Genomic DNA, 14,634 nt, shown 5'->3' with positions numbered 1-14,634 from the left:
TTAATAACAAAAGATAGCGCTGAAGACTTAGGCGCTATCTTTTTTAAATACTAACTTTTTCGCCTTTAAGTAACGATTTGAAATAACGCTTTTAAACAACGTTTGAACTTGGTTTAACAGTAGATTTAATTGCTGGCTTATCCTTTATTTTTAAGACTAAAAAAGTAGCTGAAGCAACGGCAATAATCAGTACCCAACCAGTCGGCGTCCAACTGCCAGTCAGTCCTTTCACGCCCTGCATCAGCAACACCATCATAACGCCACCTAGATTGCCCATCATCATTAGCATGGCAACTGCTTTAGCCGCTTGTGAGGCGTGTACGGTATCTTCAGCGGCGGCAATCAGTAATGGATAACCTGCCAGCAAGAAAAATCCTAATATAAAGCTGAGCAATAATGTTGTGGTTCCTGTGGTTAAATACAGTAAAGGATAGGTGGCGCTAGCACCAATTAGCGTTGCCAATATTAAAAAAATGCGCCGTTTTTGCAGGTAATCTGATAGTAGCGGAATCAATAATGCCCCTAAAATACCGCCGACGATCAGCATGGCAGTAATGATGCCCGCCGTCGCTTCATCAATACCGCGGGGCGCAAGAATAGGCGCAATCCAGTTACTTAATCCATTAAAATAACCCATCGCAATAAACACCGCTAATGAGATAAACCATAGGCGCTTATTTTTTAATAGCGATTCGATTTCGTGCAGTGAGATAGCGCTATCTTGTTGTTTGGGTTTTTCAGCGACGACCAACAAAAATCCTACTACTGCCACCGCCGTAATAATGACATTGATAAGTAGCATACCAGAGAAGCCAAATGCCTCGATTAATGGGGCAGGGGCAAAAGCGCCAAGGGCAGTCGCCAAAAACATCCCACCCATAATCACGCCCGTTACGGTGGCGATTTGCGATTTATCAAACCAGTCGGATGTCACTTGATTGATCGCATTGGTAATATACGGCTGAGCAATGGCAATCAGTAATTGCCCTGCAAATACTAGCCAATAATAATCAGCGCCCAACCAACGTATTATTGAGCCTATCAGCATAAGCAGCGCCGCTAAGCTGACGATTTTTTTATAGCCAATGTTATCGAGTACCTTGCCTGAATGGATGGCGAGCAGCACAAAAACGATAGGGAACATCAAGGTTAAGAGATTGGCGAAAAATTCATTAACGCCAAAATGTGCCTCGGTGCTAATTACGATGGTCGCAAAGGTTAGCCATAAAAACTGATTGACCCCCAGTAAAAGAGAGAAGCCTGCGATGATAAGCCATTTATTGGGCGGTTTTTTCTGAATACGTGCTGAAGTTGCAGTTGATGAATTAGCACGCGTTGTGGCGTCAGTGGTGGGTGGCATCGACATATCCTTGTCTGGTGCAGGTCATTATCCATTATTTTGTGCATAGCCTTGTCCATAGCCTTATGCATTGCCTGTTGCCTTATTATGAGCATTAGTTGAGTTTTAAACAATAAAAAATTAAGACACTTGCCATTATCGCCCGTCGAAAAAAATAGATGGTTAGCAGTAGGCGTAAAATATCTACTATAATAAGCACCTTTGCATAAAGATTAGAGTTAGATAAAGCGCTAACCATTCACCGAGTAAAGCAGAGCAAGCCATGCCGTTAGAAACCATTTCAGCAAACGCCAAATTAGCAACCAAACAAACACCATTACCCAATCCAAAGCTTGCTGCAAATATCGATATCGATGACGTGACGCATTTTTTATTAGAGCTTGATGCCCTTAAGCGTGTCAATCGGCGCAGCTATGTGACGGGTACGACTCGCTTAGAAAACTCTGCCGAACATTCTTGGCATTTGGCGATGGCATGTTGGTCAATTGCTGAGTTGTTTGAGCTAAATGTTAATCACGAAAAATTGCTCAAGATGGCATTGATACATGATTTAGGTGAGATTGATGCCGGCGATACTTTTTTATACGCCGATAGCCGTAGTGATGCGCACGTTGATGAGCGTGCCGGAATTACTCGATTGCAGAGCGAGCGTGGAAATGGGATTGCTGATTTAAGTGGCGTTTGGGAAGAGCAGGAAACGGGTCATAGTAAAGAAACCCAGCTGCTGAGGGTGGTTGATCGCTTGTTACCGTTTTTGCTTAATTTAAATACCAATGGAAAAACCTGGATTGATGCTAACGTTACACGCTCGCAAGTTGCTGGCGCGCATGAATTTATTAAAGACAGCTTTCCGAGTATCCATGAGTGGCTAGCAAAACAGATTGATTATGCGACTAAGCAAGGATGGCTGATTGATGCTTAAGTAAAGCCAAAAATTACCGTTTAGATGCTTAAAAACAACTCGTTCTTTTTAAACATTAAAGCATTTATAGTTAGGGCAATGAGCTGTAAAGTCCATTAAAAAGCCCAATTAAGCATGATGATTCATACTTAATTGGGCTTATATTTTTATCATGAAACAGCGGCTTATTTAGCGTTAGCAACGCCCAATAGCTGTCCCATTTGTACCACGCTATTGGCTTGCATGTTATCTTGCCAATCGGCTTTTGCGCCCTTTGGTAATACCACAATCGCAGTTGAGCCTAAATAAAAGCGTCCAAGCTCATCGCCTTTTGCAAAGCTCATATTGTGCTCGGCTTCTTGGATATCATCAGTGCGGCTGATTTTGCCGGTTGCTACCGTTTCGATACCAGCGACAATCATTGCCCCAACCATGACAACCGCTGCTTTGCCGTATTCTGTGTCAAATAAACACACCAAACGCTCGTTACGCGCAAATAAATCAGGGACATTTGCTGCCGTGGTATTATTAACAGAAAATAGCGTACCCGGTACATAACGGGTTTTGGTCAAGGTACCAGCAAATGGCATATGCACGCGGTGATAGTTGCTCGGCGCTAGATATACGGTCGCAAAGCTGCCATCAGCAAAATAGCTGCCCTCTTCGCTATTGGCCAGTAATTGTCCGATGTCATAGTCACGACCTTTGGCTTGCAGCAATTTATGGTCGCGGATTTGCCCGAGCTGGGAGATAACGCCATCAGCAGGGCTAACAATACCGTTTGCGCTGCTATCGATGATACGCGCGTCGTCTTTTAGCTCACGGGTAAAAAAGTCATTAAAGCTTTCATAAGCGTTAAAGCTTTGGCGCTCGTATTCATCTAAGCTCACATTGTAAGCTTTGGCAAAACTGCGAATAAAGGTGCGCTTAACATAAGGATGGCGGCTGGCGGCCAAACGTCCAGCTACTTTACTCAACTGCTGCTGCGGCACAAATTGTTGAAGGGTGGCAAATAAATTCATAATGAGGCTACCAAAATAGGGTTTGATGTAATAATTAATTAGGCAAGTTAATGGCGGTATTTTATCATGGTCAGGGTATTGTTGTATGGCCATAAACTGTAAGCTATTTATAAATAAGGAAGGCCGTAAATGAGAGCACTGATACAAAGGGTGCACCATGCGAGTGTCACTGTCGATGAGCACTGCGTTGGTGAGATTGAGCATGGCCTATTGGCCTATATTGGCTTGGGTCATGATGATAATTTGCAAAGTGCGCAGCGTATGATTGATAAAATTCTTACTTATCGCATTTTTGATAATGATGATGACCCTGCTAAGTTTGGTAAATTGGATAAAAATGTTCAGCAAGTAGGCGGTGGCTTATTATTGGTCTCACAATTTACCTTAATGGCAAAAACCGATAAGGGGCGTCGTCCTGACTTTGGCGGAGCAATGGCACCCGATGCCGCGCAAGCCTTATTTGAACAACTGGTAAATTACGCCAAAACCCAACATCCTAATGTAGCAACTGGTGAGTTTGGCGCTGATATGCAAGTGGCAAGTATCAACGATGGACCGTTAAATTTTTTATTGGAAGTTTAGAGGTTTAACGTTTTAGAAGCTTGATTTTTACAAGCTTAATTTTTTACAAGCAAAAATTTTAAATGTTAGAAATCCAAAAGCTAGCTTTCAGGCTTTTGTAGCAAAGTATAAGGATTGACCGCGCTGCCATTGATATAAATCCCGTAATGGACGTGCGGCGGCGTACCTTTGGCATTACCACTGTCGCCGACGTAACCGATGATATCGCCGGCATTGACCCAGTCGTTTGGGCTAATATCGGCATAATCCTCTAGATGCGCATAATAATGTCCTGCGCCGCCCGGTCCAATGATGAACACCACGCGACCGCCTAACGTATTTTCACCGACTTTACTGACGATGCCTTGTGTCGTGGCCTGTATCGGCGTACCTCGCTTGGCAAATATATCGATGCCTTCGTGAGAGCGACCTTGGCTGCGCGCGCCGCCCCACGTATCGGTTAGGTGCTGTGCTGGTAATGGTGAGGGCAAACTGTTTTCTGTGGGCAGTGGTTGTTGTAATAAACTGAGCTGTTGCCATTTTGCCATCACAAACGACTGGGTTTGTTGACTGATACTCGGTAAGAGCTTGTCAAATACAAATAACAGCATCAATAATACAGCTGCCTTGATGAATACACTTATTACACGGCGTAAAAAGGTTGGTTTTGAATTTGGATTTGGCGGAAGCTTATTACCATCTGCTAGCATCGATATCTCTTTATTTTTTTGAGTTCACTCTAATGGGTAGTATAAGAGTTAATATCTCTACTCTTTGTATACCATTGTTATTTCTAGTTTTTATCCCCATAAACATAACGTAGTTTTTAAAAGTTACGTGGCTTTTAAAATTCACGCGGCTTTTAAATTTACCTAGCTTTTACAATTGCACTTAAAACACCAATGTTGCTACCTATTTTTAAATAATGATGGCTAAATCTTTATGACTGATACTGCGCTGATTATCGATACCGAAACCGACCAAGGTCGTGATCCGCGTCCGATTCAAGTGGCGACTATTAATGTGGCGACGGGTTTTGAGTGGATGAAATACTTTAATAGTGGGCGCTCGATATCACCCGTGGTCATTAGAATTCATGGTATTACCGATGATGATGTCGCCGGTCTTGAGCGCTTTGAGTTAGAGGCGTTTGAGTTGCCGCAGTATTTGATTGGGCATAATGTACGCTTTGATTGGCGGGTGATTGGCAGTCCGTCTGCTAAGCTGATATGCACGGTGCGGCTGGCGCGCGTCGCCTTTCCAGAGTGGAGAGCCTATGGTCAGTCCAAATGCATCGAGCAGTTATTAGGTAAAGGGGAAGCAAGTAGGATGACGATTGCCGCTCATGATGCGCTCGGCGATGCGCGCATGTGTTATCTGCTTTATCAGGCCTGCTGCGAGCGTTTAGAGATTGCACCGACAGATTTTGCGGCGGCCCACGCTATCGCCAATAAAGCCAATCCGCTGAGCAAAATGCCCTTTGGTAAACATAAGGGTATGCCGATTAAAGACGTACCTATCAGCTACGTAAAATGGATGCTAGGTAACATCCATAATATGCAGCCGTCGCTTTATTCTGCTTTGACCAAGCGTGTTAAAGCAGAACAAGCATTAAAAAACACGCAAGACTAAATAGACTTGCGCTTAAATGGATTAACTAAACAGAACTTATTGCTGCTTAGCTAACCAATCGACTGCCATTTGCCAAAGCTGCGGGGCTTTAGTATTGGTTCTGCTACTAAAATAGCGCATATGACCGATACTGTTTAAACCGAACTCTTTTGGCTCAAAAAAGCGTTTTTCGACTGGCATTTTGCTAAAGACGCGAATCATATCATCCATGTTTTTGCTATTGGCAATCTCATCATCGCTAAAGCCAAGCCACAATGCTGGCATATCAAGCTCATCATAAAAATGGGTATGAATGCTTTTGCCAAAAGCGGTCTTGATATAGCCTGCGCCATTGCACCACTCGCGCCATTGACGAGCGACGCCGCGTGGTAGCGGCTCGCCCATACCGATTTTATCCGCCGGGGTATAACCGAAGGTTAAGTTAGTGAGTGGGATAAAGGCATCCATAAACCCCATTGCTTTGAGCTTATAAGGCATGTCCATATTTTTGATGCGCCCTGATGAGCAAGCGACATTGAAGACCGACGCAATAGCTTGGTAGTTTGGCATTAAACCAATCAGCTGACCACCGGCGCTATGACCAATTAAATGATAAGTCGCATCGGCAAATTCGTCTTGTAAGGCATCAAGCACGGCTGGCATGTCATGGCGACCCCAACTGATTAAAGAGGCGTCACATTTAGCCAAATCAGACGATAGCGATTCGCCGATACCTTCATTATCAAAGGTTAGGACACCAAAGCCACTGGCTGCTAAATAAGTGGCAAAATTGTGATAAAACTGTCGTTTGATACCGGTCGCTGGCGCTATCATGACCGCTGCTTTCACCTTATCTTTAGGGCGATAGACAGTCGCTGCCAATGCCCGATTGCGATCAGTCATGATGCTTAGTGCATAAGTATCCGTTTGATTCTGCGCATTTTCCATGGTTTAACCTTAATATGTTTTTGTCATTTTTATGAGTAAGTGCTTTTTTATCAGTAAGTGCTTTGGGTAAATAAAAATGCTTAAGATGCGCTGAGCGTTTAATAATCAATGTTAATCATATCGTCATTGAGCTGCGATTAATTTAATCTATGGCATAACTTTGCGATAACCGCATGATGACCGAGTTACAGCACTGCTTATGGTAAAATAAATCTTAGGTAGGAAGGTAGGCGAAAATGACTTCTAAGTTCTATAAGCAGGTTCTATGTGCGAATTCTATGCGGCTTGTTTTGCACAATATTAACCAAAAAAATTAATCAGTATTTATTTTGACCAATCAACACACATCAACAAACCACCAGGTATGAATAAACGTGTTTTAATAGCTAAGAATTTAATAGCTAAAAATTTAATAGCTAAGTATCTAATAGCTATATATTTAATAAAAAGTCGATATAAAAATTAAGGAAGTTTTATGCAAATGAAAATTAATAATGACACTTATGAAGTCATTACCAGTCAAGATATTACCAATATTGAAAAAGCAGTGGATAAATCAGCGTTGACGATGCCGTTAGTTGCGGTTTATTGTGGTTCGCGTTTGGGCAATAATGAAGTCTACGAGCAGGCAGCGCGCGAGCTTGGCCGTGAGCTTGCCGATAATGGCATGGGTCTGGTTTATGGCGGCGCGAGCATCGGGCTGATGGGCGCAGTGGCAGATGAAGTCATCCAAGGTGGCGCGCAAGCGGTTGGTGTGATTCCAACCTTTATGCTCAAGCACGAAATTGCTCATGAGCAGCTGACCCGTCTGCATTTGACGGATACCATGCATACCCGTAAAACGGTGATGGCAGAATATGCCGATGCCTTTATTACCTTGCCGGGCGGGCTTGGAACGCTTGAGGAAATTATGGAAATTGCTACGTGGCGTCAGCTATATCAGCACGAAAAACCGATGATTATTCTGAATATCAATGGCTTCTACGACCGTATGATTGAGCATTTAAAATATACCGCTGACCAAGGCTTTATGAAACAAGAAGACCTTGAGCGTTTGGTCGTTTGTAATAGCATTAGTGAAGCGATTGACATGCTAAAAACAGTGGTAACCATAGAAGGTGCGGTCGATACCGAAAAAATGGCCGGTAATTAAGCTAACTAAGCGCTAATATATACTGCCTTTACATAAAAAAGGAGAGAAGGGCTTATCATTAGCCTTTCTCTCCTTTTTTATTTTAATTTTATTAACATTTAAATCATTTTAACTCGTTTAACAAATACCATGGTTTACGCCCGCCATTGCTAATGGAAAGCCACGTTCTTGCGCCAAATGACGCGCGACTTTATCAATCGCTACGCTACCATTTTGCGTTAAATACGCCCATTCATGCGCATAACGCTGACTATTTTCTGCCATATCATTAGCAATTAAACCAAGCTCAGTCAATTCATTGACGATTTGATCGGCAGCAATCAGCGTTGATGAGGCTTTGACGTTTTCCGCGCGCGCATAGCGAATATTAGAATACAAACTCACATCGGCAACCCGCAAAGTATCGTCTTGACCGGGTATTTGCTGGCCACCGTATAGCGCGTTACCGACCGTACGCGCGCTATGGAAAGTGGGCACAAACTCAGCGACATAGTCAATCGCTTGTTGGCTACGCGCTTGCAGCGGCGCTTTATCCCAGCCATCTTCGATATAGTGCAAGTATTGCGACGGCAATTCAGGTTGGGCGCTGTCTTTATTGGAGGCGACCAAACCATCATCAAATAAGGTGATAAATTTACTCATGCCATGTATTTGAAAATAGCCACCGGGGTAAGGTGTTAGCTGTGCCATGCCTTCTGGCGTACCACGATCGCCATAGACGATAATCTCTGGTATCTGCCCGCCGGTGTCATCCCAGTGGGTGATATAAGAGGATTTAAACTCGACCATACGCGTGACTTTGACCCCGACCATATCATCGATGACGCCGGTACGAAAACCGCAAGCATTGATTAAGTAATCGACTTCGATAGATTCAGTTGCACGTTCGGTTGCAAGCTTAGTTTCAAGTTCGTTTTCAAGGCTAGCTGCTTGCTGATAATCGATACGCCATTTAGTCACATGGTGATCAGCGTTTGAGCAGTTTTCACAATCAACAGGCATCACTTGCTTAACTTGTGTATCGGTAAAGACATGCGCGTGCTTATAGCCTTCTAAAGCCAATTGCGCAGACGCTGCCAAGCGGAAGATATTCCAGCCATATTCTTGTACGACAATCAGCGGAAATTTGACTTTATTTAAATCCAAATACTTAGCGACCGGTATCATCCATTCGTCAACCGACCGCGGAACTGAAACTTGCTCGCGCTCAGACAATGCAATCAGCTGCTCATGGCTATAGAGCTGATAGTAATTTTCAGGTTCGCCGAGTACTTTATTATCGGCATCTTCAGCGATAAGCTCGCGATAAGCGTCAGTCAAGATATCAAGACGCGGTAGCAAGTCTTCAGGCAAGCCTTCATCGCGGGTAGGCACAGCAAATACCGTCGGGCGTACATCGATGGTATAAGGATAAAGGCGTAAAATATCGATACATTGTTTGAGCAGAGCGACGCAATCTTCATCAGGAATTTCACGGTATAGATTGCCGCCAGCATGCAAATGACACATCGGTGGACCATCGATAAGCGAGGTGTTTTTTTCAAATAAATAGGTCTCAAGCCCTAAGGCTGCGAGACGAATCGCAATGGTTGCCCCAGCTGTGCCGCCACCGAGAATACCAACCCGTTTGGTGGCAGGCGCTTGATTGTTCGTAAAAGAATGAGTCATTGTCGTTGTTATATCCTTAATCGCATTCCTGTCATCAGGAGCTGCTCGGCGTATTCGTGAAATGATTTGTTTTTAGATAAAGTGTTTTTGGATACCAAGTTACTTTTAAATACCAAGTTACTTTTAAATACCAAGGTGCTTTTAAATAATCGAGGTCTAACTATTTTTATTTTAAACCGCTTATGTTTTATATAGGGTGTCGCTATCGATATGCATACAGACGATATGCGTGCATGGGCAGCCAAGTTCAATACGTATCTTAAGCCGCGATGGTCATATTTGCCATTGTGCTGTCATTCCTAATTTCTATAGCGTTATTCTACGAAAAACTGCTACTTATATAAGGATAAATAGGTAAGCACGTGCATCAGTTTTGTCAATGAATAGCACTGGGGCGGTAGGCTAAAGCCTGAGCGCTGCTAAGCGTATTTATAGAGTTAAGTATTTAATTTTGCGTTATTTGTAAACTTTAGGCGCTTTTGTAAATTTATATGCTGAGAGAAACGTGCGCTTTGATGCCTATGCTATATTAAAAACACTTGAAGTCAGCGCTAAACCATTTCACGTATCTCAATCATTGTACGTATTATGATTAAAAGCAGCAGACGACAAGAAGAAATCCAATAAAAAATTTTTCACTATTAACAAGGAAGTTATTATGAAACACATACTGGTATTATCTGCTCTTAGTGGCATGCTAGCGCTCAGTGGTTGCTCAACCCTAAATAATATGGTCGGCAATGACGATTCGGGTATGCACGATGTGCAAGCGACCAATAAAAACACGGCTCCTGTCGCTAGTAAAAACGGCATGCTCGTCGATGCTAGCAACCATATGACCTTATATACTTTTGATAAAGATTCTATGAATAAGTCAGAATGTGGCAGCGCCTGTCTGCTCGTTTGGCCTGCATTTATGGCACCGAGTAATGCCAAAGCGTCAGGGCAGTTCGCCGCCTTTAAACGCGAAGATGGCAAATATCAATGGGCGATGAATGGTAAGCCGTTATACTTTTATGCCAACGACACAAAGGTTGGCGATAAAGATGGCGATAATAAACTTGGCGTTTGGCATATTGTAAAAACCAAATAACTTTCAATTTTTCCAAAAATAAGTTTTCCATAAAAAGGCAGCCAGCGTGGCTGCTTTTTTTTGGTTATTTATGCGGTTTTTTAACATAGCAGGATGGCTTTAAGACGAGCTCTTATCGTAGAAGCTGCTTGCATCGAGCGACAAAAACCGTTAAAATCGCGGTTTGATTTTCCCGCTGGGGAAAGGCTAAGTGAGCAGCGGTGTGGTGTTGGGTGCTGGAATAAGCCAGTGACGCAGTTGCCAGACCAGAAGATGTCCTTAGTGCCTCAGTTACGTATGTCATTGTTTGGTTGATCTGTCAATCAAAAGCGCTGTACATACATCGGACATAGAGAGTTTATTATGCGTAAAGATATCCATCCAAATTACCAAGAAGTTTTGTTCCATGACACTAACGCTGACGTGTTTTTCTTAACTCGTTCAACCGTTAAAACCAAAGCCACTCGTGAATACGAAGGCACAGAATATCCATACTACCCACTTGATATTTCAAGTGCGTCGCATCCATTCTATACTGGCGAACAACGTAAAACTTCTACTGAAGGCCGTGTTGCAAGCTTCAACAAACGCTTTGGTGCGTTTGGTGGCCGTAAGAAAGCTGCTGATACTGACACTGCAGAGTAATTTATACTTATGGTATAAATGTATTTCGCTAAGCAGTCTTTTGCTAAGCCATAAAAAACCGCTGAACATTCAGCGGTTTTTTTTGTTTAAATTTTGACGTTAAATTTTAAGCTGCCAGTGTTTAGAAAGTCAGTTTTTAGCTGTTATTATTTAGAAGGTAGTGCTGTTTAATTTAGCAGCTGGTGAATCAAGCAAATCGACAATCAATTCTGCCAACTGCTGGGCCCAATAACCGTACATAAGGCTGCTAGGATGAAAGCCATCACTGGCAAACATCACCCTGATATCGATTGGGGTGCCATTAGAATGCTCGTCTATCATACGGGCAAAGTCGGTTCCCATGTAGGTGACACTATCGTGAGCGGCACAAATTTGCTGTAAGGTGTTATCAAGGATAGAGGCTTTGGCACCGACGAAGTTATTCAACGGTGCAGGTATTGCCGGCATCTGTGCCATTGGTGGCAAGCTTAAAAAAATCAGCTCTCGCACACCAAATTTGCGCTGGGCAATAGCAATGATATTTTCGATTTGCTGTTGCCATTGATTAACAGAGACGTTGGAGGTGGTGTCATTAACGCCGACACTTAGTACCATCACATCGATAGGCTGGCTTGGCGCAGGCAACACATAAAGCCTGCGCAAGATATCAAAGCTGGTATGACCAGTCGTCGCTTGCAGAGACCAGTTTAATGTATGAAATGCGCTCTGAATAATAGGCTGCTGGGTCAAGATGGGAATCAAATTGCCGACAAGCGCCTCTTGCTGGGTCTGACTACCGACGCCCGCCGCTGCCGAATCGCCAACGACCATCAAGTTTAGCGTTTGCTGTGTATCTTTTGAGGTATTGGCAGCGCTGCTATTTGCATTGTTTAATTGAACTTGACCATGCCTCTCGCCATTTGGTTCAGGCAAGCGCACGGTATCGCGCTTGATTTTGTGCCCTTGATACAGGTAAACAGGGGCGAACAGCACGTCTCTTGCAACCGAAGCTATTTTATTCTGCATTTTTTTAGTGGCTACCATCCTGCTCGCTCCCGAATAGTGGTGAGATTGTCTTCAATAAGTAATTTACCATCGATATATACATCGCGTAATAGGTTGTCTTCTGCTGTCGATAAATTATCAACTTTAATAGTTTCTAACGTTCCGTTGCTGTTTTTTATCAGCGCCAAACGGCCTTTTTTCGAGCGTTTTGAGCGGCTAGTGACGGGGTCTTTATAAATGTCGGTCCACACGCCATCGATAGAGATGGCACTGGCTTTCATCGCCCAACTCATGGTATCGCGATTGACTTGCTGTAGTAGCCCGCCGCCCATCCCAAAGGTGATATTGTCGGCGCTAAAACCTGCCTTCAATATCACATCGATGATTTTGCCCAAGCTTTGCGGGCTGATACCATCACCTTGGATGACCCGTACATAATCAGGCAGCACTTTATAACCTTTACTATTAATAGTCGTGCCGAACTTTACTGCCAAGCGCTCCAAGGCTTCGCGAACCACTTTAGCCGGATCGCCACTGTCAGGTCGAATAACTAAGGTGCCGCCCATATTTTTGACGTCGTCTTTTAGGCTACCGCCCCAAATATTATCAATGGCATTCCATAAATCATAGCTGTCAGATACCACGGAAAAACTCTTACCAGCACCGCCAAACTGCTCAATCATATTGGCAAAGGCGGCGGTTTCTCCATCACGGCCCCAAGCGGTCATGGTACTGTGCTCAGCGGCAGGAATAGAGAAGGCTGGCATCTCTTTATCCATGTGATACCAACGGCTAGCGGCAACCAAAGCCGTCATCGAATCAGTACCAGCAAAGTTCACCAAATGCGCAAGGCTGCCAAGTGCCACAGATTCTTGGCTCGAAGCACCGCGTGAACCAAAATCATGTAAACGGAAAATCAGAGACTCGGTATTATCTGCAGATTTTTCTAGTGCCTGACGTATGATGCTTTTGCAATAGTGCGAGACGCTCGCAACCGTTGAAGGATACCAAATTGCACGCAGTAGCGCCGTTTCGATATAGCTTGGTAGCCAATAGAACTCAGGGTCAGTATTGATGATTTGACAGACCACATTGGATGATGTAACGACGCTGCCTTCAGGAATGGCTTCGATGCGTAGTGGTAGATAGCCGCCATGCTTATCGACTATCAGCTCCCAACCAGCACGGTTAAAGGTTAAGCCATGCGCCTGAATAACCATTTCGGCTTCATCGATATCTTGATGGGTAATAGGTGTGCTGAGGTATTCTTTAATAAAGGCTTGCAAGCCAAAAAAAACCACATCGTAATCGCCTTTACGCGCCTCGATATAGCTTGATAGATACTCACTACCGCTTGGATATTGCACCCAATGGGAGGTTTTATAGCTGTCGCTATTTAAGATTAAATTGTTTAAATTGCTGGTATACATCACAGAACTCCTCTGCTTTGAGATGCCGCAGCTGTTTTTTAAATAACAGTTGCGGCGCTAAACCATTGCCGTCTATCGGCGCTGGCGTGAAAATTTGTCAATAAAAGATTGAATAGCCGTCTGATAAAACTCTATAAACCAACCATTTTGGTAATAATTGCATAATGGTCTTCAAACATCATGGTGGCATCAAGCTCAGCAAGCGGTAGCCAAAAAGCCTTGGCAGCATCGTCGCCGCCTTTTACTTTTGGTAAGCCTTTTGGGTCATTTTTCAACTGAAAGTAAAATGCTTGGGTAATCGTGCGACCACGTGCCGAGCGGTAAGGGTCGTCAAAGGTATGCTGGCTATGACAAGAGCCGCGTAGCACTGGTTCAGGAACTTTTAGACGGGTTTCTTCGCGTAGCTCGCGGATACAGGCATCAAATAAAGTTTCTTTTGGATTCAAAAAGCCACCCGGTAATGCCCACAGCCCACGCCCAGGCATACTACGGCGCTCAACCAATAAAATATGCCCTGATTGTACGACCAAGGCATCAGCAGTCATAAAGGTTGGTGGGTAGGGCGCAGATTCCCATTGTCTTTTATATTTATCGACAAAATCCGCTTCTTCATGCAGGTTTTGATAAATATCGGTCTTTTTAAAGTCATTGAGGACGTTGCGGGTCGACTCAGGGGTGCGCTCAGGCGTTGGCGTGGCACCCATCAGGTAGCTGTCACGAATAGGGGTGGCGGATAAATTGTGATAATTGGGCACAGAAACCGACGCCCAACTTGGGAATAATGACAAATAATATGATGAGCTGTCTTTTGAATGGCCAATCAGCCCAATGTCAGTTTGCAAGTCGCCGGTGACGGATTTGACGCCCGCTTGCACATATTGCAGCCAGCGCGTGTCGTTGTAGAGTGCATCGTCGAGTGCAACGCAGTGGATACGTGCTGCTTCTGCTGGCGAGTAGGCGTTTTTTATCATCGTCGCGCGCTCATCGACGCTAAATGGATTACGCAGACTACGTGGTAGGTTGGCAGAACCGATCAGCATAATGACGTTATCGGCACGTTTTAACGCTTCATCGACCACCGCTTTGTGACCGCAATGAAACGGCTGAAAGCGCCCAATAAATACCAAATAACGATAGTGTTTGTTTTTATCTGCATGCCGCTCTGCTGAATCGCTCATATACGCCACTTTCCTACTACTGATATTTCATTGATTAAAAAAAGTAATGCCGCCAATACTGACACAGCAGAGGAGTTGCTGACAAGTGCAAAGATGTTTAG

General features: G+C 44.0%; 14 protein-coding genes. 6 read left to right on the top strand and 8 right to left on the bottom strand.

The window, feature by feature from the left end:
* Positions 1 to 91: 91 nt before the first annotated feature.
* Positions 92 to 1,360 (bottom strand): CynX/NimT family MFS transporter, encoded by a 1,269-nt coding sequence (locus ACP7AA_RS12215; protein ID WP_426223730.1) that lies wholly within the window; start codon positions 1,358 to 1,360, stop codon positions 92 to 94.
* Between the two features lie 262 nt (positions 1,361 to 1,622).
* On the opposite strand from ACP7AA_RS12215, the gene ACP7AA_RS12210 reads away from it, so the two are divergent.
* Positions 1,623 to 2,282, top strand: coding sequence for an HD domain-containing protein (locus tag ACP7AA_RS12210; RefSeq protein WP_426223729.1), 660 nt, complete (start codon positions 1,623 to 1,625; stop codon positions 2,280 to 2,282).
* Between the two features lie 164 nt (positions 2,283 to 2,446).
* Here ACP7AA_RS12210 and asd read toward each other — a convergent pair whose 3' ends face one another.
* Positions 2,447 to 3,283, bottom strand: coding sequence for an archaetidylserine decarboxylase (gene asd, locus ACP7AA_RS12205; protein ID WP_426223728.1), 837 nt, complete (start codon positions 3,281 to 3,283; stop codon positions 2,447 to 2,449).
* A gap of 129 nt (positions 3,284 to 3,412) precedes the next feature.
* Between asd and dtd the strand changes: the two genes are divergently transcribed.
* Positions 3,413 to 3,865 (top strand): D-aminoacyl-tRNA deacylase, encoded by a 453-nt coding sequence (gene dtd, locus ACP7AA_RS12200; RefSeq protein WP_426223727.1) that lies wholly within the window; start codon positions 3,413 to 3,415, stop codon positions 3,863 to 3,865.
* 80 nt (positions 3,866 to 3,945) lie between these two features.
* On the opposite strand, the gene ACP7AA_RS12195 is transcribed toward dtd, so the two are convergent.
* Entirely contained in the window at positions 3,946 to 4,554 is a 609-nt protein-coding gene (locus ACP7AA_RS12195) for a M23 family metallopeptidase (RefSeq protein WP_426223726.1), read from the bottom strand.
* A gap of 232 nt (positions 4,555 to 4,786) precedes the next feature.
* Here ACP7AA_RS12195 and ACP7AA_RS12190 point away from each other — a divergent pair, with 232 nt between their 5' ends.
* Positions 4,787 to 5,476 (top strand): putative quorum-sensing-regulated virulence factor, encoded by a 690-nt coding sequence (locus ACP7AA_RS12190; RefSeq protein ID WP_426223725.1) that lies wholly within the window; start codon positions 4,787 to 4,789, stop codon positions 5,474 to 5,476.
* A 36-nt stretch (positions 5,477 to 5,512) separates the two neighbouring features.
* On the opposite strand, the gene ACP7AA_RS12185 is transcribed toward ACP7AA_RS12190, so the two are convergent.
* Complete coding sequence (locus ACP7AA_RS12185; protein WP_426223724.1) at positions 5,513 to 6,403, bottom strand: alpha/beta fold hydrolase; 891 nt, start codon at positions 6,401 to 6,403, stop codon at positions 5,513 to 5,515.
* A gap of 475 nt (positions 6,404 to 6,878) precedes the next feature.
* Between ACP7AA_RS12185 and ACP7AA_RS12180 the strand changes: the two genes are divergently transcribed.
* On the top strand, positions 6,879 to 7,556 hold the full coding sequence (locus ACP7AA_RS12180) for a TIGR00730 family Rossman fold protein (protein WP_201541104.1): 678 nt from the start codon (positions 6,879 to 6,881) through the stop codon (positions 7,554 to 7,556).
* 117 nt (positions 7,557 to 7,673) lie between these two features.
* Here the strand turns inward: ACP7AA_RS12180 and ACP7AA_RS12175 are convergent, their stop codons facing one another.
* Complete coding sequence (locus ACP7AA_RS12175) at positions 7,674 to 9,224, bottom strand: FAD-dependent oxidoreductase (RefSeq protein WP_426223723.1); 1,551 nt, start codon at positions 9,222 to 9,224, stop codon at positions 7,674 to 7,676.
* A gap of 658 nt (positions 9,225 to 9,882) precedes the next feature.
* On the opposite strand from ACP7AA_RS12175, the gene ACP7AA_RS12170 reads away from it, so the two are divergent.
* Positions 9,883 to 10,317 (top strand): COG4315 family predicted lipoprotein, encoded by a 435-nt coding sequence (locus ACP7AA_RS12170; protein WP_201565752.1) that lies wholly within the window; start codon positions 9,883 to 9,885, stop codon positions 10,315 to 10,317.
* Positions 10,318 to 10,659: 342 nt separating this feature from the next.
* The gene (locus tag ACP7AA_RS12165; RefSeq protein WP_426223722.1) at positions 10,660 to 10,941 is read left to right on the top strand and encodes a type B 50S ribosomal protein L31; all 282 of its coding nucleotides are present in this window, start codon (positions 10,660 to 10,662) and stop codon (positions 10,939 to 10,941) included.
* A 150-nt stretch (positions 10,942 to 11,091) separates the two neighbouring features.
* Here ACP7AA_RS12165 and ACP7AA_RS12160 read toward each other — a convergent pair whose 3' ends face one another.
* The 3 genes from ACP7AA_RS12160 to ACP7AA_RS12150 form a co-directional block, all read right to left on the bottom strand.
* The gene (locus tag ACP7AA_RS12160) at positions 11,092 to 11,964 is read right to left on the bottom strand and encodes an SGNH/GDSL hydrolase family protein (protein ID WP_426223721.1); all 873 of its coding nucleotides are present in this window, start codon (positions 11,962 to 11,964) and stop codon (positions 11,092 to 11,094) included.
* Entirely contained in the window at positions 11,958 to 13,355 is a 1,398-nt protein-coding gene (locus ACP7AA_RS12155) for a nicotinate phosphoribosyltransferase (protein WP_426223720.1), read from the bottom strand. The genes ACP7AA_RS12160 and ACP7AA_RS12155 overlap by 7 nt, the downstream gene beginning before the upstream one ends.
* 131 nt (positions 13,356 to 13,486) lie before the next feature.
* Positions 13,487 to 14,533, bottom strand: coding sequence for a bifunctional nicotinamide-nucleotide adenylyltransferase/Nudix hydroxylase (locus ACP7AA_RS12150; protein ID WP_426223719.1), 1,047 nt, complete (start codon positions 14,531 to 14,533; stop codon positions 13,487 to 13,489).
* Positions 14,534 to 14,634: the final 101 nt, after the last annotated feature.

The sequence above is a fragment of the Psychrobacter sp. DWR1-2-3 genome (assembly GCF_049896465.1).
Lineage (GTDB): Bacteria > Pseudomonadota > Gammaproteobacteria > Pseudomonadales > Moraxellaceae > Psychrobacter > Psychrobacter maritimus.
The sequence above is the reverse complement of the archived record's forward strand: the minus strand, read 5'-3'. Positions and strand labels throughout refer to the sequence as shown.

Bases quoted from the DNA above. Each gene is read 5' to 3' on its own strand.
- ACP7AA_RS12215 (WP_426223730.1), bottom strand. From the start codon at position 1,360: ATGCCACCCACCACTGACGCCACAACGCGTGCTAATTCATCAACTGCA.
- ACP7AA_RS12210 (WP_426223729.1), top strand. From the start codon at position 1,623: ATGCCGTTAGAAACCATTTCAGCAAACGCCAAATTAGCAACCAAACAA.
- ACP7AA_RS12165 (WP_426223722.1), top strand. From the start codon at position 10,660: ATGCGTAAAGATATCCATCCAAATTACCAAGAAGTTTTGTTCCATGAC.
- ACP7AA_RS12190 (WP_426223725.1), top strand. From the start codon at position 4,787: ATGACTGATACTGCGCTGATTATCGATACCGAAACCGACCAAGGTCGT.
- ACP7AA_RS12170 (WP_201565752.1), top strand. From the start codon at position 9,883: ATGAAACACATACTGGTATTATCTGCTCTTAGTGGCATGCTAGCGCTC.
- ACP7AA_RS12155 (WP_426223720.1), bottom strand. From the start codon at position 13,355: ATGTATACCAGCAATTTAAACAATTTAATCTTAAATAGCGACAGCTAT.
- ACP7AA_RS12180 (WP_201541104.1), top strand. From the start codon at position 6,879: ATGCAAATGAAAATTAATAATGACACTTATGAAGTCATTACCAGTCAA.
- ACP7AA_RS12195 (WP_426223726.1), bottom strand. From the start codon at position 4,554: ATGCTAGCAGATGGTAATAAGCTTCCGCCAAATCCAAATTCAAAACCA.
- ACP7AA_RS12160 (WP_426223721.1), bottom strand. From the start codon at position 11,964: ATGGTAGCCACTAAAAAAATGCAGAATAAAATAGCTTCGGTTGCAAGA.
- asd (WP_426223728.1), bottom strand. From the start codon at position 3,283: ATGAATTTATTTGCCACCCTTCAACAATTTGTGCCGCAGCAGCAGTTG.
- ACP7AA_RS12175 (WP_426223723.1), bottom strand. From the start codon at position 9,224: ATGACTCATTCTTTTACGAACAATCAAGCGCCTGCCACCAAACGGGTT.
- ACP7AA_RS12185 (WP_426223724.1), bottom strand. From the start codon at position 6,403: ATGGAAAATGCGCAGAATCAAACGGATACTTATGCACTAAGCATCATG.
- dtd (WP_426223727.1), top strand. From the start codon at position 3,413: ATGAGAGCACTGATACAAAGGGTGCACCATGCGAGTGTCACTGTCGAT.
- ACP7AA_RS12150 (WP_426223719.1), bottom strand. From the start codon at position 14,533: ATGAGCGATTCAGCAGAGCGGCATGCAGATAAAAACAAACACTATCGT.